Raw genomic sequence first — 18,056 nt, 5'->3', positions numbered from 1 at the left:
TCCGCCAATGTTTTTTATATTAGGATTGTCGAGAGCGGCATGCTAACATATACAAATGCGGTTAGAAAGGGGACGGGTATTCAGTCTCCGCTTCGTGCCGTGCTTTTAATCAATCGTATAGGTGGTCCTTCATGTTAAAGAAGTCAGCGTTCCCATTACTGTTGTTGAATATGTTCCTCGCTAATCTAAGTATGGGTCTTGTCATTCCGATCGTGCCGGAGCTTCTCGAGATGTTTTCGGCAAGCGGACAGGCCGCGGGTTATTTGGTTGCTTGCTTCGGCCTGACCCAGTTTTTATTCTCGCCCCTTGCAGGCAATTTATCAGACCGTTACGGCCGTAAGCCGATGATTATTATCGGTTTGATCCTGTTCGGACTCTCCAACCTGCTCGCAGCATTAGCAAGTGATCTCACTTTATTATTCGTATCGCGATTGATCGGCGGAGTAGGCTCAGCAGCCTTAATCCCGTCCATTATTGCGTATATTGCCGACATTACTACAGCCGATCAGCGCAGCAAGTCTATGTCCTGGTTAGGCGCGTCGATGACATCCGGGTTTATTATCGGACCGGGGGTCGGCGGACTGCTTGCGGAATGGGGCATCAAGGCGCCATTCTATGTATCCGCATGTGTAGGGCTGCTGGCGATGCTTTGCAGTCTATGGGGATTGCCGGAATCGCTGTCGGCGGACATTCGCAGGATGCGTCAGCAAGTGAAGGAAAAGAAGGAGAATGTGTTCCGGCAAATTGTGCTTTCGGTTCGTACTCGCTACTTTGTCCTGCTGCTGATTGTTTTCGCCATGACCTTCGGTTTAACGCATTTTGAAGCGATTTTCCCGCTATTTGTCGTACAGGTCTATGGATTCTCAACGCGTCAGATCGCTATATTGCTGACCGTATGCTCGCTCATCGGCACGTTGAATCAGCTCTTGTTGACCGACCGGATCACACAGCGATTTGGCGAAAAACGGATCATCGGCGCCATGCTGCTGCTGTCGGCGGTATCCCTTGTGCTCTTGTTATTCTCCGGCCATTTCTATTATGTGATGGCGGTTACGATGCTTTTCTTTACCTTCACCAATATTTTGCGTCCCACGATCAATACGCTGCTGTCCAAAGTGGCTGGAGATGAACAAGGGTTTGTGGCAGGGATGAATAATGCGTATACGAGCCTTGGCATGATATTTGGGCCGATGCTGGCAGGGATTTTATTTGAAGTCCAAGTCAACTTGCCTTATCTGTTTGGCGGATTCGTACTGCTCGTGAGCAGCATCCTCTCGGGAAGCCGATTGAGGAAGGTGCTCGCCAGCTCCTAGCCTTAAGGCTAGGTTCAGACACTTCCTAAGACGGTTATAACGATGGAATAAGGCGGTTACAATGGATTTATAACTTTGAGCGTGAATTTATGAATCCAAAGGAAGTGTTCGAATATGAAGGCAACAGAAGCGGCCGCCGCGCCGACAGGCAAAGTGAACTGGGTGCTCTTTAATCCCAAAACCTATGCAACGATTCTTTATTTATTGCTATCTCTCCCGTTAGGGATTCTCTATTTTACAGTAGCGGTAACGGGGCTGGCGCTATCGATCGGTTTAACGCCAATATTTATCGGCATACCTCTGTTTTTTGGAGTCGCTAAAATGTTGAACGGAATTGTGAATTTTGAACAAAGCATGATTCGTCACATTTTGGGTTTGCCGGCAGCTCCTGTTACGCATAGCAACAATCGAGAGACTGAAGCCGGGTATAGCTGGTTTATTCGAATGGTTAGAGGTTTTGACAGCGGGCTGTTCATTCGAAACCTGATGCTCATCCTGCTGAGATTTGTAACAGGCATTGTATTCTTTGTGATTATGGTAACGGCGCTTTCACTAGGAATTGGGCTTATTGCCCTTCCAGTCGTGCATATCGTCTTGATGAATGAAATTCAGCTCGATATTTTGGAGAATAGCCTATTCAGCTATTTCCATATCGATTGGACCTATAATCAGCAATATATGCTGTACGCAGGCATTGGCCTTGTCATGTTTTGGATCGCGCTTCGCGTCGTGAACGGGCTTATGCAAATTCAGCGCAGACTCATGTATGTGGATGAGCCGTATCAAACCGCGCAGCAGCCGACAGCGCCATTGCGAAATCCAATGCAATCGCCGTATCCGATGCAATATTATGATGATCAGCCAGTGAATGAACCTGCTAAAGGGTTAATGCAGCCAGCTTATAGAGAGCCTTAAGGGCTCTCTTTTTTTGCGCGGCTAAGTTAGACAGAAAAAATAAAGGCTAGTAGAATAGGGCATGGGGTGATTGGACGATGATGATTTTGTATGGGGCGGAACATCACTTGCTGGTGCTATCCGATGCGATTGCGGCGGAAGAGCATCAGCACTCTTTTTTGCAGGTGACCCTATCCTTGGAGGGCGAATTTGAAATTGATGTAGAAGGGCGGAGCTTGAGGTGCTCCGGCATTGTCATCAATTCCAACGTTGCTCATCGTCTGGAAGGATCGGGACACCCTTTGCTGCTGCTCCTTATGGACAGCACCTCTGATATGGCGGCAAGCTTTAAGCGATTAATTGGCGATCGAAAGTATGAAGTGCTTCCGCCGGAGCAGATGAAGGGCATTCGCGAATATGTGCCCAGAGAGTACCCCAATGTTAAGGATAGCGAGAGCTATCTTTCTTTTCTGGAACAGCTTATGAAGCTATTGGGCGTGGAACACCTGAACACAGCTATTGCCGATCCTAGGATAAGGGAGTTCATAGGGCTCGTGAAAGAATGCACCGATTCTGAGCACTCCGTTGGTCAATATGCCCGAAGCCTGGGGTTGTCCAACAGCAGATTGTCGCATCTGTTCAAAGAAAATACAGGCATACCGCTTAGCGGATACATGCTGCTGCACAAGCTTCAGAAGGCAACCTATTTTATTTTCAAAGGGCTTAGCATAACGGATGCGGCTATGGCGGCAGGGTTTGACAGCCCATCGCATCTGGCTGCCACCAGCAAGAGGCTGCTGGGGATGACGGCGAAGGATATTCGCAAGGATAGCGTCTTTTTGCAAGTTTCCTGTCTGCATTGACCTTACAATGGGTGCAGGAGGTGTTTCCAATGAAAGCATACTTGCAGGAAACAGACTTGCTGAATTACACTTATCCATCCATCCAGCAAGTCATTAACAGTCGCCAATGGGACCGTCTGCCCAAGAAAGAACAAATTCTTGGCATTTATAATTACGTCCGTGACGAGATCCTGTTTGGCTATAATCGTAAGGATACGATTTCAGCATCGGAAGTGCTGCGGGATGGCTATGGTCAGTGCAATACAAAGGGGATCCTTTTTATGGCCTTGCTAAGGGGTGTTGGGGTGCCCTGCCGTATGCATGGATTTACCATAGATAAAAAACTTCAAAAGGGTGCGATGAAAGGATGGTACTATCGATTGTCGCCCCAGGAAATCGTACACAGCTGGGTTGAAGTGCATTATAACGGCAAGTGGTTGAATATCGAAGGGTTTATTTTGGACATTCCATATTTAACTAAGCTGCAGCAAAAATTCGGCCAGTGTACAGGCTCGTTCTGCGGGTACGGTGTTGCTACCGATAATTTCCAAAATCCGGACATTTATTGGGATGAAAACGATACATACGTGCAGAAGGAAGGAATTGTACGGGACTTTGGGATTTACGATAGTCCAGATGCGTTCTTCTCCGTTCACCAGCAAAGGCTGAGTCCGCTCAAAAAAATGATGTTTAGCCGAGTCGTACGGCATCTGATGAACCGAAACGTCAGGCGAATCAGGCAAGGAGAAATAGAATAAGCAATGCACAACAGGAGATGGAGCAGCCATTAAGCGGCTGCTTCTTTTTTTTGCGAGAGATCGGATCCACTTTGGTCAAGCTCCTTCCGGGGACGGATACCAAAATACATCGGCTGCAGGATGCAGTATTTTTTAATTTCTATAATATGGTACTTAAATCCAGATAGTCGATTATAGTATGCGGGGAGATGTCCTAAGTGAAAACGCTGATTGAATTCAAAAAAGTAACGAAAGAATATCAAATCGGAGAAGTGCCGATCAAGGCTCTGAATGGCGTGGACTTTTCCATATCGGAGGGGGAATTTGTTGTTGTTCTGGGAGCAAGCGGGGCTGGAAAAAGCACCATCTTGAATATTCTTGGCGGCATGGATACGGCAACCTCGGGACAAGTGTTTGTCGGCGGACAGGAAATATCACAGCTCAGTGAAAAAAAATTAACCGAGTATCGCGGCGAGAAAGTGGGCTTTGTTTTTCAATTCTACAACTTGATACCCAATCTTAACGCTCTGGAGAATGTTGAATTTGCCGCTGAAGTTTGCAAGGACCATCTGGATGCCCAAGACATCTTACATAAGGTTGGATTATCGGATCGTATCCGTAACTTCCCTTCCCAGCTCTCGGGAGGCGAGCAGCAAAGAGTGGCTATCGCTAGGGCCATTGCCAAAAATCCTCTGCTCTTGCTTTGTGACGAGCCAACCGGGGCTCTGGATTACGTGACAGGCAAATCTGTCCTCAAGCTCCTTCAAGACTTGAACACGGAGACGAAGAAGTGCATTGTCCTAGTCACGCATAATTCTGCTATTGCTCCTATGGCAGATAAGATTATAAAGGTTAAAAGCGGAAAGATCGAAAGCGTGATGATCAATCCTAAGAAACAAAGCGTTGAGGGGATTGAGTGGTGATGAAGCTGTTATTAAAGCTGCTGAGGGATATTAAGCAATCTATTGGCCAAACGATCGCGTTGGTTTTGGTTATCGCTGTAGGCGCTTTTTTCTATGCGGGGCTGGTAACGTATAGCGATAATCTTAGCACTTATACGGAGCATTATTTTGAAGAACATCGTCTTAGCGATCTGAATGTCTATTACAGTCAAATATCCAAGGAGGATGCGGCCCGATTAAGCAGGCTGGAAGGCATTAAGAAACTAGAAGGGCGCTATACCTTTGATGCCGAGCAAGCCTTTGATAGTTATAAGGCCGCTATAAAAATTCATTCGATCCCGGCACAAAATGAAATAAACACGCCTGCTCTGATTGAAGGCAGCATCCCGTCAAAAGATGGCGAAATTTTATTGGATTCCCGCTATGCTGAGGAGCATCACTTTCAGATCGGAGACCCAATCAGTCTCAGAACGAATGAGCAAGACATCACGCTTACCATTAGCGGCTTGGGCGAGAATGTGGAGCATGCCAAAAAGAACGACATCCAAGACCATAAAACCTATGGGGTAGGTTATATTGCCGAAGAGACGATATCCGCAATCGCAGGCGGCTTTTACTATAATGAGATCATGATAACAGCCCAGGAGGGTTTTGACACGGCTGATTTGGGCCAATCCATTGAAGCGCATTCCAAGGAACTCGATTATGTGGAGCAGGTAAGCAAGGAACGTACGTTCAACTATTCTCAGATCCAGCAAACGATACATAACAATAAATTAATGAGCAAGGTTATACCTCTGGTTCTCTTTTTGATTGAAGCGATTATCCTGTTTCTTGTTATGTCGCGTGTTATCGATTCGCAAAGAAAACAAGTGGGCATCATGAAGGCTTTGGGTGTGAAAAACAGAAGCATTATGCTGCATTACATGGGGTATCCAGTGCTGGTAGGCATAATAGGCTCAATCATAGGTTGTGCGATTGCAGCTACTGTATTTATTCCATTCGTAACGGTGTCTAATGCAAGGGCCTACTCGCTGCCCGATATTACGTTTTCTCTTTCTTTCTATTCGATCTTTCCTCCCATTATTTTCTCCAGCGCATTCGGAATCGCGGCCTGTTACTTAAGCGGCAGAGCCATATTAAAAGAGCGTGCAGCCCAGGCCATGCGCCCGAAACCGCCGAAGAAGATGAAGCGGCTGCTGGCAGAGAGAATCCCCGGACTTTGGAGCCGGATTCCCTACAGCTACAAGCTCATATTGAGAAACCTGTTTTTAAATAAGCAAAAAGCTCTGGCTAGCTCCATTGGCGTTGTCATAAGCACAGTGTTATTAATAACGGCCTTCGGCACACAATCGGCTTTGCTGAAGGTAGCCAACCAGATTGAAGATGTGTATACCTATGATCTAAGAGTAGATTATAAGGCGGGAACTTCGCTAGCATCAGTCCAATTGCCCTCTGGTATTAAAGAGAGATACTCCTTATCTGCCTTTCCTGTTGAATTCGAAAAAAATAATGAACGAGAACAAGCAACATTAATTGTTACAGACAAGGCAAACAGCCTCGTTCATTTCTTTGATGAAAATGACAGCAGAATCGCTTTGGAGGATCATGGTGTGCTCATGCCCAAGTCCTATGCCGACAAACATCAGATTTCAGTAGGAGATATCATTCCAATCAAGTTCACTGCGCCAGGGCTGAACAATCAAGCTGTGGATATGAAGGTACTGAATATATCCAATCAGTATTCGAATCCTTCACTTTACAGCACGCCAGACTATATACGGAGCTTTGGCGTAAATTACAGTCCAACCTCACTATTCATTCAAACCGGCAGATCGGCGGATCTGGCAAGCATCCGCAGCTTCTTTGAACAAGACCAACAAGTTGACGCTATTGCCGATAAAAGCGATTTAAAAAAATCAGCCCAATATATTTTGCAGCAGAACAGCTTTGTATTCATCATGTTTATTATTAGTGCAGTCATGCTTTCCTTTGGCGCCATCTATACGATCTCTTCCATCAACATCTATGAAAGGAATCGTGAGCTTGCAACGCTTAAGGTATTAGGCTATCCCAAACATAAAATAAACAGGCTTATATTTTTTGAAAATATTATTCTTACCACATTCGCAGTCCTTGTGGCCCTTCCGGTCAGCGGCTATGTTTATGCAATCATTGTAAGGGCGCTGTCTAGTGCCCATCAGCAAATCCCGGACCAATTGAACATGGTGAACATGCTGATTTCAATTATTCTCGCGTTCTTGCTTACCATGCTATCCAGCATGCTGTTGAGGAGGAAAGTGAACCGCATCCACATGATTGAATCGTTAAAAAGCGTAGAGTAACTCGCTGCGCGAAAATGCAAAAGAGGGGCTGAGGGCCCCTCTTTTTCTTATACAAGCCTTCGGCACAGCACATCTCTCAGATTAAGCAGCGTTTCCTTGCGGATACGGTAGTAAGTAGCCCGGCTCATGTGCAGCTGCTGGGCAGCCATCTCTACGCCTAGCTGCGGTGCCTTCGCATATAGCTTTAGCAATGCGAGATTATTGCTGTTAAGCGGGAAGGGCGGGGAGTCGGAGAACACACTGTGCAATTTTTGCTGCAAGGTGACCCCGCTGCAGGATAGTTTGTCTGCAAGCTCGCTTTGAGCCAGCGCCTCATGATCGTTCATTAAAGCGATTGCGGTTTTAACTTCTTTTTCCGTCAGCTCGAAGGGATTAGACAAGGTTTCGTTGCCGTCCGGAGTAAAGTGGATGAGGTCAAATATTTGATCAACGAAATTGGTGCCGCGCCAATCCTGTTCATGAATGGATGCTTTCGCTCCCTGGAACAGATGGTCCCTGATGTGATCTGGCAAATCGCGTATTCGAAATCCAGCATTGCCGAGAAGCTCGTTGGTCTCCCTATAAGCTGTCACAAGGATAAAACGCATTCCAATGGAATGGTGTGTGATCAGATCCTTCGTAATAATTCCAATGAGCTCATGATAGGAATAGTCCGGGCTATGGGATGATGCGCTTGCGCGCAGATGATAATAGGTGTCGGCCTCTTCCATTGATGCTCGCCTCAGCAGCCTGATCTCTTTGGGGAAGACGGCATCCAGCAGTCCGGGAAATAAACGCTCTAATAATGCTGCGGTCTCCTTATATAAGAGAAGTCCTGCCGTAAATGCAAGAGGCTTCTCTTCTGAGCCGCGATACACGCGGATGCAGTCTGGAAAATAGGAGGCTAAGACGTCCATGATGGCATGGTCGATTTCGGATGAAATAGAGTACTTATCCTCTTCTTTCATCATTTGATGCAAGCAGGGCAAGTCCTTAGGCTGGAAGGGCTCCATATACAAGGCATCCAGCTTGGGAGACAACAAGGGAATCGAATCGATCTGATACATATCTTGTGAGGCAGACAGCATCAAGGAGACAATACGGCCCTTTTCCTGCCCGGCCGCATGGCCCAGCTCCAATGCCAGTTCATCAATAATGCGGCGCCATAATGTCCGATACCGCTCAGGCTCGCGAGTTCGGAAGTCATCGGCCAGGAAGAACCGCGCTGCATCATGCAGGGCAATCCCTCCGGCTGTGGGCCGGATATAAGAGAGCCGGTTGATCCGTATAAGCTCTTGCAAAGTTAACGGAGTGCCCAGGAATTTCCCCAGCCACTCTATAGTTGCATAAGGCACGATACATAAGATTTCGATCAGGTCATTGAACTCGGAAGAGGCTTCTTCGCGAAGCAGTGCTGCACTGATTCGCATGGAGATCGGCCAGTCCGATCCGCCTGATTCCAGCGGCGAACGCCGCATTTGCTCGGCATACAGGTTCAGGGCCAGAGGCAGTCCGCGGGAGCGGCTGCACAGCCGCTCCATTTCATTCGTATTCTGCCAGCCCATTTGGCTTAAGCAGCTGATGATCTCCTCGCGCGACAAGGCGCCAAGCTGGATGCTCCTGCTGCGGCTGCCCCAAGCTAAGTCGCTTGCCCAGGCTGCGGATAAGTCTTGTCTGGACGCCAAGATAACGAGCAAGCCTGCTGCAGGCAGTTGGGGGAGAAACGCTTCGCGCAGCCAGCCTTCCATTCGCTGTATGGAGTCGTAATGATCGATGCATAGCAAGGTTTTTTTGGTCGCAATGAGATTCGCAAGCTGCTGATAGATGCTGCCCGGCTCACTCGGGGCCTGCGGATGAAACGTAAAATAATCCTGCAGCGCCTCCATAAAGCCAGCAGCAGAACCGGTGCAAGCGCGGCCGTCCAGCCAGATTGCGGCAGCGTCTTTCCGTCGTGCCATATTCATAAATTGCAGCAATAACGAGGATTTCCCCATTCCCGCCATACCGGAGAGGAACAGCACTTCAGTGGGAGCTTGCGCATGTCCTAGCCAAGCTTGCACCAGATCAAGCTCTGATTCTCTGCCGACAAACAGGCGGCTTCGTTCTAAATCCAGTATTTCGGCGAGCTTTTGCATCACCGCTATGTCCCTCCTTTCGGCAAATCGGGATATTGGTCCTGCGCCGGAACGTCCGCATTTCGTACCAATTCGACATAAAAGGCAAACCTCCTTTTCCTGATGACAGCAGCCATCCGATACATGAGACGAATTTGCGATAAATGTGAGATACCGCTGCGAATATAGTCCTATACAATGAATGGGATTGTACATCTACATTACAGAATGGATGAAAGGAGTGGAACAACATTCGAAGGCAAATAAAAAGGCTGACAGCTGGCGTACTGGCTTTTCTATTGATCACGTCGTTGCTGCCTGAATGGTTGGAAGGAAAAGTCTATGCTGCAGGCACTTACAAGATAGATACGGTAGCGGGCACGGGAGCAGGCGGCTTTTCAGAGGATGGGGGACCTGCTATATCGGCCACATTGAATAATCCTGGCGGAGTGGCGGTGGACAGCGACGGCAATATATATATTGCGGATTCTGCCAATCATCGGGTCCGGAAGGTCGATGCCACGGGAACGATTAGCACAATAGCGGGCACAGGCACGGCCGGCTATACAGGGGATGGGGGGCCTGCGACGTTGGCCCAATTGAACAACCCTTATAGGCTCGCATTAGACAGCGTTGGAAATCTGTATATCGTGGACTACTCTAACGACTGTATACGGATGGTTGATGTGTCGGGGGAGATCAGCACCGTAGCGGGCGGGCGAGGCAATGGCTATATGGGTGACGGGGGACCTGCGACATCGGCTAGATTGAGTTATCCGGACGGTGTGGCGGTAGACAGCATCGGGAATCTGTATATCGCGGATAAAGGCAATCACCGGATCCGGAAAGTCGATACGTCGGGAACCATTAGCACGGTAGCGGGTTCCGGCGTTCGCGGCTACTCAGGGGACGGAGGAGATGCCGAGCTGGCTCAATTAAACTCCCCTACTGGAGTGGCAGCGGACGGCAGCGGAAACCTGTATATATCGGATACAGCTAATCACCGAATTCGCAAAGTGGATATTGCGGGGAAGATCAGCACGATAGCAGGTGTGGGTGAAATGAACTATTGGGGAGACGGGGTGCCGGCGACTTCGGCTTATTTGAACCGCCCCATTGGGATAGCTGCAGACAGCGGCGGAAATGTATATTTCGTGGATTATTCCAATTTCAGAATTCGTAAAATCGATACATCGGGGATCGTTAGCACGATAGCGGGTGCGGGGCGGTTCGGCTATTCGGGAGATGGCGGACCGGCGACCTCGGCAGAGCTGCATGGACCCTACGAAGCAGCGGTAGACAGCAGTGGAAATCTGTATATAGCGGAAGTGTTCAGTCATCGAATCCGGAAAATAAGCTTGAGCGCACAAACTGTCGTTGCATTCGCCGCGTCGTCCATTCCCGGAGTCGGTGTGGATAATACGATCACGTTGACCGTGAAGGATGAGAATGGGAACACGGATACGCAATTTAACGGAGAGCGTGAGGTGACGATCTCGGGATACTTGCAAGCGCCGGACAACTCCTATGGCAGGTTGAACGGGACGGCCTTGCTTGAATCGGCGCATACAGCAAGTATTGCGTTTGCCAAAGGGAAAGCAACCGTCAACTTGGCGTTGAACAAAGCGGAAGCGCAGACGATCAATCTAAGTGTGGAGGGTGTATTGTCGCCAGCGGCCAATTCTTTGATTATTACGCCTGTGGCAGGAAAGGCGGCTGCGATGTCGCTGACTACAGACATGGAGGCTCCAGCCAGCAACGGAGGCCAATTCGCGCAACAGCCTGTCATCACGCTTCTCGATGCTTACGGCAATAAGAGTGCAGGGGATAACAGCACGGTCGTAACGGCATCGAAAAAGGATAAGGGGGCTTGGACGCTTACCGGAACAGCGACGGCAAGGGCCAGCGCAGGTGTCGTCACCTTTGCCGGTCTTGGTGCAGCGAATGGAGTAGTGGTAACGGAAGCAAAGCTCTCGTTCGAGACGGAGGGCTTGCCGCCAGTCGAGAGCACAACCATGACGCTCCCGATTTACACCGGCAAATTAATTACGCAGCTACAGCCTGTTCCCCACGACCCTGATCATCCGCATGTAGGTGATGATTCGAGGAAGTTTAAAAAAATGGATAGTAACGTCTATCTCACGAACGAGCCTTATGCAGATCTATTGTTCACGACAAAAGGCGCTGATGGGCTCAGTATATTCGTTGATGATATTCGTAAAGGGATTTCAGCGAGAGGTCCGTCCGGTAATTTAGACGTTAAAGATGGCGCAGAGTGGCTAAAGATTGACTCAGCAGACCCTTTGATGGACACTAGCATGTTCCGTCTCGCATCACAGCCAGTTCCTGCTACAGGCATCCGAATAGATATTTCGGCAAATAAGACTACCGGCGACGATTTGGAATCTGTTGTTTTGCTGCAAGCTCCAACGGTTATTTCCCTTGATGCACCGCACATATTGGAAACAGGCAAAACGATCACAATCAATGGACACATCGATACCAAGGCTCGTTTGCCGATTACGATCTCAACTATCCAGGAAACGATCAACGATTACACAGATGACCAAGGACAGTTCTCTTTTGTATACACGGCGCCTTTGTCTGCCGTGAACGAATTCATAGTAGTAGCGGCACCGGGGGTCGAACAGCAACTGCTCAAAAGTTGGGGTGTTATTATCTATAAGCCTGACAGACTCCCTGCGCCTGACGGTTTAAAAGCAACAGCCGGGGATGGCGAGGTTGTTTTGTCCTGGGAGCCCGTGGAGGGAGCCACTTATTATGATATTTTTGAGGGTGAAGCTTCGGGCAGTTATCAAAAAACTGAGAGAATCACAAATTTCACGGGCGATTATACTTTCAGAGGACTGACTAATAACATTACCCGTTACTATGTTGTAAAAGCAGGAAACGATGAGACCGAAAGTGACTATTCGGAGGAAGTTAGCGCAACGCCGCAAGCCTTGTCGCCTAGTGTACCACCGCAATGGCCGGATGGCAGCGAGTTGAAGGCGTTGGACATCACGCAGACGAGCATGAAGCTGTCGTGGCCAACAGCGACAGATAACGTCGGAGTAACCGGCTACCGGATATACGTGAATGGTACGATACATGAGACGGTAGTCGGCAGTGTCAATGTGACCACTGTTGAAGGCTTGAGCGCAGACACCGCCTATACAGTCAAAGTCATAGCTTTTAACGCAGAAGGCAAAGAGAGTAATGCCCTGACCGTATCGGCTAGAACATTACCACAGCCGCCGGACCCGGACACCGAAGCGCCGCAATGGCCGGATGGCAGTGAGATGAAGGCGTCAGATATTACGCAGACGAGCGTGAAGCTGTCATGGCCTACTGCGACAGATAATGTTGGTGTGATCGGCTACCGGTTATACGTGAATGGTACGGAGCATGAGACGGTAGTCGGCAGTGTCCATACAACGACCATCGACCGCTTAACAGCAGGCACGACCTATACGGTCACAGTCGCAGCTTACGACTTGGCTGGCAACGAGAGTGCGACTATTGCCATACAAGTAACGACAGCCCGCTCTTCGAGCGGAGGCAGCGGAGGCGGACCCGTATTATCTAATAATGCCGATGTGGAAGAGTTGCAGATATGGGCTATGGACGGGGAGCTTGTGCTTACTCCAGCCGGAACCAATCGTTATACAGCTCGAACAGCAGCGGAGCAGATCGACATTGCAGTGAAGGCCGCACATTTTGCGGCGAAAGTGCTGTTGCAGGATAAAGAGATTACAGAGAGAACGAAGGTGAAGCTGGAAGCAGGGGATAACACGATCGTGCTGATCGTGCAGGCGGAAAACGGGGACAGAATAGAGTATACGCTGTCCATTTACCGCGAAATATTAAACCCGTCTGAGCCAGTCACCCATTTTACCGACATTGCAGGACATTGGGCGGAAGATGATATCAAGCGTGCCGTGGAGAAAGGGATCGTCAGCGGATATCCGGATCATACATTCAGACCGGGCCATCACGTCACCCGTGCCGAGTTTACCGTTATGCTGGCAGGTGCATTGAAGCTGGAAGAGAACAGACTGCCGATGTCGTTCAGCGATAATGAGCTTATCGAGGACTGGGCAACAAAGGCGGTTGCGCAGGTGGCGCAAGCAGGTATTATCAACGGATATGCAGACGGCAGCTTCCGTCCGAATGCCTCCATTACCCGTTCTGAGATGGCGGTTATGATTGAGCGGGCGCTTCAGCTGCCAATCGACGTCACGGCTTCTACCAGCTTTGATGACGACGCTGCGATTCCGCAATGGGCAAAAGGATCGATAGAGGCAATCCGCACGCTTGGCATCGTGGATGGTCGCGGCGGGAACCATTTTGTGCCGAATGAAACGGCAACACGCGTGGAAGCAATCGTTATGCTGCTTCGCATGCTTGGACAACTGAAAGAGGAATAAAGGGACTGAATTAAACGTGAAGAGGCCTCCAAATCCATTATTGAAATGGATTTGGAGGCTTTCTATTGCTATTTATGAAGTTCAGTTGCTATGCATGAGGTCAGTTCCTGATCATCCTTGGAGCAGCCAATCAATGACGCTTGCGCTTGTACGACAAGATGAACAGAAGGCCGCCAAGCGATACAAGTGCCATGAAGATCAGCGTGATATTGCTGTAAAGCGCGGCTGCTTGATTGGTTATGGCCGTGATCAAGGGGGAGTGAAGCCATGGCTTAGTCAGCAGTCCGCCTACACTGGCTATGCCAATCCCTTCGGCAAGGAAACAGGCAAAGTTGAGCATGCCCATGCCGGAACCTGCTTCCTCCGGCTCCAGCGTCGTGGCGACACTTGCGGAAATGACCGTTTTTACAAATGAAAGGCCGCCAAACGTCAAGATCACCGAGCTTGCAATCAACCAGGGAGCTCGATCCGTATAGAAGAGTACGATCAGAAAACCGGCGGCAATCATGCCGAGTCCGGACAACATCGCGGCGGTATGTCCCCTTCGATCTGCCAGCATCCCGCCGAGCATCCCGAACAAGATAACGCTGAGTGTGCCCGGGAACAGAATGGCGCTTCCGATAAGCCCCGTCGGCATATGGTATACCGCTCTCATCAGATAAGGAATCATGGCGAAGAAACCGGCTATCGTGCCGAGCAGCAAAGCGCCTGTGAGCACACCGGCCATATACCTTTTCTTCCGAAACAGGGAGGGCTCCAGGAACGGTTCTTGCTGCCGGCGGAAATGACGAGCGAGAAGCCCGAACAGAACCAGGCTTGCAGCCAGATAAATCCAATGGTACAGCGTCATGAACAGAGCAAATGAGAGAATGCCGACAGACAGCAGAGCGGCACCGGCGGTATCGAATGGCTTTCTTTCCGAGGTCTCGTCAGGCATGGTCCGCAGTACGAAAGGAAGGGCCAGCAGTGACAGCAACGGCAGTGCAAATAACAAGGACCAGTGAATATAACCGGAGATTGCGCCTCCGATGACCGGGCCGATCCCCTCGCCGAATGCAACCACAGAGCCTATCAGGCCGAATGCCCTGCCCTGTTTGTCAGGTGCGACCATCTTGACGATGATCACCATAATCAGAGATGGTACGGCCGAAGCGCCGACTCCCTGCAAAAACCGCGCGATCAGCACGCCCGGATACCAGGTATGGCCTAATAGGCCAGCAATCGAACCGAAACCATAGATTAACATCCCGAATAACAGCAGCTTTTTCATTCCTGTATGTTCCGATATCTTGCCGTACACAACGATGCCAATCGCGAAAGAGAGCGAGAAGCAGGTATTAATCCAATTGGCCGCCGACGGTAAAATATCATAATAAGCAGCAATATCCGGTAATGACACGTTAAACATAGTTTCATTCATCACGCTGAAGAACGTCAAAATGCTCAGCCAAAGGATGAGCCGGGAATCGTGAGCTTTAATTCGATGTAACACTTGCATATAACCCCTTTAAGGTGAAGGGGAGTCGCAGTTTATAGGGCCAATTATGCGCTTTCCCCTAATTGTTGTACCCTAGCAGAATGGTTTTGTCGCATGTTTAAATACGCCTCCAAATAAGTAAAATGTAAAACAATTCAATTGTATCATAGGCTGCTAGGAGGCGTAAGCATACGGAGACGCTTTAAGAACTTCGGATGATGATTGGTATTCTATCTTAATTTGGTTCAAGGAAGAGAATAAAGTGTGGCGGCGTTGCAACGATTAGTTTGTTTATTTTGATCCTGCAGCGGTGTGAGGCGGCGTTGCAGTGATCAGTTTGCGTATTCTGGGCCTGTAGCGATATGAGGCGGCGTTGCAGCGGTCGGTTTGTTTATTTTGGTCCTGCAGCGTTGTGTGACGTCGTTGCAACTGGCAGTTTGGTCCTGCAGCGATGTGAGGCGGTGTTGCAGCTGGTAGTTTGTTTATTTTAGGCCTGTAGCGATGTGAGGCGGCGTTGCAGCGGCCGGTTTGTTGATTTTGGTCCTGCAGCGTTGTGTGACGGCGTTGCAGCGGGCGGTTTGTTTATTTTTGCCCTGCAGCGATGTGAGGAGGCGTTGCAGCGGGCGGTTTGTTTATTTGGGTCCTGCAGCGATGTGAGGCGGCGTTGCAACGGGCGGTTGATTTAATTTGGTCCTGCAGCGTTGTGTGACGGCGTTGCAGCGAGCAGTTTGTTTATTTTGGTCCTGCAGCGATGTGAGGCGGTGTTGCAGCTGGCAGTTTGTTTATTTGGGTCCTGCAGCGATGTGAGGCGGTGTTGTAGCGGTCGGTTTGTTTATTTGGGTCCTGCAGCGATGTGAGGAGGCGTTGCAGCGGTCGGTTGAACGCTACATGCAAGGAGAGGCTTCAAGCAGAATGGTGAAGGAGTGAATTGGACGTTTTTGCAGCTCATTTGCAGTAAGGCTCATTCAGGTTACGGACATTCCCCCTCAAAAATTCTCCCCCCCTAATTCCTCATAATCTTCGCACGTGAGGCATGGAAATTCAGGTTATGATAGAGTAGGCAGAGGTATAAACTTCTGCACAACACGCCGGGCCGGAAACCGAAGTTTCCCGTACCCGCGAGATGATGACGAAAGGGCTGAGCACCAGCGCTTATGCTAACCAAACGGCTGAATAACGTCACGTTCAAGAACCGGATCATCTTTATCTTCATCATTAGCAGTTTGGGCCCGTTCATCTGCCTTGGCCTGACCTCGTTCTATACGATTGACTCCATTATCGGCAATAAAGTGGAGGGAGCGCTCCAGAGCAACCTGAAGCAGGATTTGATGTCGCTGGAGAATATGCTGAACAACCTGAACCATGTATCCCAGCAGCTCGCCTACGGCGGCAGCACGAATCGTTTGATTGAGCAGCTGGAGGTAGAGAACGATCCGTATGAGCGGCTTCGTCTCAACAACGAGATTCGGAGCGAGCTTAACAATATAACTTTTTCGAACCCTAATATCGGGTTGCTGATGTATTATGCTCCCGACACCGGAGAGTACGAGTTCGAGAACTTCCGTGTGCGAGGCGACTTCCATCCGGACCGCTTGCCGCTAATGGAGGAGTATCCGGAAATTACGTATTATGGTCCCCATCTGAGCTATAATGGCTCGATCAATCAATATGTGTTCAGCATTATGCGCAAGGTAACTCTGCCCGATCAGAATCTGTACCTCTACATTGAGACCGGTCGTAATGCGCTGACCACGTTGTTCGCGCCGCAGAATCACAAGGAAGGCTCGCGCAGGCTGCTCCTGCTCGACAATGAAGGGCAGGTCGCGTTTAGCGAAGTGAACGAGGTGTTCGAGGAGCGGACGCCGTTCCCGCATCGTGAAGCGGCCCCATCATCGGGTACATCGGGAGGCTACTTCTGGAGCAAGGAGGTCAGCAATCAGGGCTGGAGCCTCGTGTCCGTCGTACCGCAGAACGAGATCAATCAAGAACGCAATCGCTGGCTGCTGCAGATCGCGGGTTTCTTCCTGCTCTTCCTCATCCTCGCCGTATTCGCTGCCTGGCTGTTATGGAAGATGGTGTATCGGCCGCTCGATAAGTTCCACCGCGAGATCAAGTCGCTTACCCAATCGGAGGAGCGGGAGAAGGAGGAGCTGACCCATATTCCGGAGTTCGATTATCTGCTCTATCAGACGCGCAGCATGAAGCGCAAGATCTGGACGCTCTACGACGAGATCGAGACGAAGGAGAAGCGCCGAGCCGATCTGGAGGTGGAGAAGCTGTTGTACCAGATTAATCCCCACTTTCTCATGAATACGCTCGATACGGTGCACTGGCTGGCGGTTATGAACGGGCAGAAGGAGATCGACAAGCTGGTGCTGAGCCTGAACAAGCTGCTGTATTATAACTTGGGCAAAATGGGCGAAACCTCTACCATCGGCGATGAGATCGAAGCGCTGAAGGAGTATCTGCAGCTCCAGCAGATCAGGTACGATTTCCAGTTCGACGTTGATATCGATGTTGACGAGAACAGTCTCGGGCTGCCAAGTCCGCGCTTCCTGCTGCAGCCTATGGTGGAGAACGCGCTGTACCATGGCGTCAGCGACGATGGTTACATCTATGTGGGCATCGCTTTGCAGGAGGACAGCTTGCAAATTACGATCCAGGATAACGGAGCTGGCATGAGCCGCGAGATCATTGCTGAGCTGCTGGACGAGGATACGGAGGACAGTGACAAGGTTGGCATGGGCATCGGAATGAAATATGTGAAGCGGATCTTGCGTGCAAGCTACGGTGACGAAGCGAAGCTGAACATTCGCAGCGAGGTAGGCCAAGGCACGGTTGTTTCCTTAAGACTGCCAGTTACGGAAGAAGCGAGGGCTGCCGCCGACAGGCTTGCACGGGAGCGCAAGGCAACCGACGGGCATGAGCTTGACGACAGATTTTCGCCTGGCGTTGCACACGAGACTGCATCTGCTGCGGTTTCATCAATGAAGCCGCAATGGCCGGCAGCAAAGGAGGAATGA

General features: G+C 49.8%; 10 protein-coding genes. 8 read left to right on the top strand and 2 right to left on the bottom strand.

Annotation, left to right across the window (positions count from 1 at the left end):
• Nucleotides 1-131 precede the first annotated feature (131 nt).
• The 6 genes from D3P09_RS15965 to D3P09_RS15940 all read left to right on the top strand — a co-directional run bounded on the left by D3P09_RS15965 (nucleotide 132) and on the right by D3P09_RS15940 (nucleotide 7,033).
• Nucleotides 132-1,313: an MFS transporter gene (locus D3P09_RS15965; protein WP_120111944.1), complete on the top strand. Its 1,182-nt coding sequence runs from the start codon at nucleotides 132-134 to the stop codon at nucleotides 1,311-1,313.
• A 114-nt stretch (nucleotides 1,314-1,427) separates the two neighbouring features.
• Complete coding sequence (locus D3P09_RS15960) at nucleotides 1,428-2,228, top strand: sensor domain-containing protein (RefSeq protein ID WP_120111941.1); 801 nt, start codon at nucleotides 1,428-1,430, stop codon at nucleotides 2,226-2,228.
• A gap of 77 nt (nucleotides 2,229-2,305) precedes the next feature.
• Nucleotides 2,306-3,070: an AraC family transcriptional regulator gene (locus D3P09_RS15955; RefSeq protein ID WP_120111938.1), complete on the top strand. Its 765-nt coding sequence runs from the start codon at nucleotides 2,306-2,308 to the stop codon at nucleotides 3,068-3,070.
• Between the two features lie 29 nt (nucleotides 3,071-3,099).
• Nucleotides 3,100-3,807 carry a transglutaminase-like domain-containing protein gene (locus D3P09_RS15950; protein ID WP_120111935.1) on the top strand — a complete coding sequence of 236 codons (708 nt, stop codon included), beginning with the start codon at nucleotides 3,100-3,102 and terminating at the stop codon, nucleotides 3,805-3,807.
• A 197-nt stretch (nucleotides 3,808-4,004) separates the two neighbouring features.
• Complete coding sequence (locus D3P09_RS15945; RefSeq protein ID WP_120111933.1) at nucleotides 4,005-4,709, top strand: ABC transporter ATP-binding protein; 705 nt, start codon at nucleotides 4,005-4,007, stop codon at nucleotides 4,707-4,709.
• Nucleotides 4,709-7,033 (top strand): ABC transporter permease, encoded by a 2,325-nt coding sequence (locus D3P09_RS15940; RefSeq protein WP_120111930.1) that lies wholly within the window; start codon nucleotides 4,709-4,711, stop codon nucleotides 7,031-7,033. Before D3P09_RS15945 ends, D3P09_RS15940 begins: the two co-directional genes overlap by 1 nt.
• A 47-nt stretch (nucleotides 7,034-7,080) precedes the next feature.
• On the opposite strand, the gene D3P09_RS15935 is transcribed toward D3P09_RS15940, so the two are convergent.
• On the bottom strand, nucleotides 7,081-9,147 hold the full coding sequence (locus tag D3P09_RS15935; protein ID WP_243644265.1) for an ATP-binding protein: 2,067 nt from the start codon (nucleotides 9,145-9,147) through the stop codon (nucleotides 7,081-7,083).
• A 278-nt stretch (nucleotides 9,148-9,425) separates the two neighbouring features.
• On the opposite strand from D3P09_RS15935, the gene D3P09_RS15930 reads away from it, so the two are divergent.
• Nucleotides 9,426-13,556 (top strand): NHL domain-containing protein, encoded by a 4,131-nt coding sequence (locus tag D3P09_RS15930; protein WP_120111925.1) that lies wholly within the window; start codon nucleotides 9,426-9,428, stop codon nucleotides 13,554-13,556.
• Nucleotides 13,557-13,686: 130 nt separating this feature from the next.
• Here D3P09_RS15930 and D3P09_RS15925 read toward each other — a convergent pair whose 3' ends face one another.
• Nucleotides 13,687-15,048, bottom strand: coding sequence for an MFS transporter (locus D3P09_RS15925; RefSeq protein WP_243644220.1), 1,362 nt, complete (start codon nucleotides 15,046-15,048; stop codon nucleotides 13,687-13,689).
• Between the two features lie 1,139 nt (nucleotides 15,049-16,187).
• Here D3P09_RS15925 and D3P09_RS15920 point away from each other — a divergent pair.
• Nucleotides 16,188-18,056: a sensor histidine kinase gene (locus tag D3P09_RS15920; protein ID WP_120111920.1), complete on the top strand. Its 1,869-nt coding sequence runs from the start codon at nucleotides 16,188-16,190 to the stop codon at nucleotides 18,054-18,056.

It is taken from the genome of Paenibacillus pinisoli (genome assembly GCF_003605435.1).
Lineage (GTDB): Bacteria > Bacillota > Bacilli > Paenibacillales > Paenibacillaceae > Pristimantibacillus > Pristimantibacillus pinisoli.
This window is presented reverse-complemented; position numbering and strand designations above follow the sequence as displayed.

Bases quoted from the DNA above. Each gene is read 5' to 3' on its own strand.
- D3P09_RS15960 (WP_120111941.1), top strand. From the start codon at position 1,428: ATGAAGGCAACAGAAGCGGCCGCCGCGCCGACAGGCAAAGTGAACTGG.
- D3P09_RS15920 (WP_120111920.1), top strand. From the start codon at position 16,188: ATGCTAACCAAACGGCTGAATAACGTCACGTTCAAGAACCGGATCATC.
- D3P09_RS15955 (WP_120111938.1), top strand. From the start codon at position 2,306: ATGATGATTTTGTATGGGGCGGAACATCACTTGCTGGTGCTATCCGAT.
- D3P09_RS15950 (WP_120111935.1), top strand. From the start codon at position 3,100: ATGAAAGCATACTTGCAGGAAACAGACTTGCTGAATTACACTTATCCA.
- D3P09_RS15940 (WP_120111930.1), top strand. From the start codon at position 4,709: ATGAAGCTGTTATTAAAGCTGCTGAGGGATATTAAGCAATCTATTGGC.
- D3P09_RS15965 (WP_120111944.1), top strand. From the start codon at position 132: ATGTTAAAGAAGTCAGCGTTCCCATTACTGTTGTTGAATATGTTCCTC.
- D3P09_RS15935 (WP_243644265.1), bottom strand. From the start codon at position 9,147: ATGCAAAAGCTCGCCGAAATACTGGATTTAGAACGAAGCCGCCTGTTT.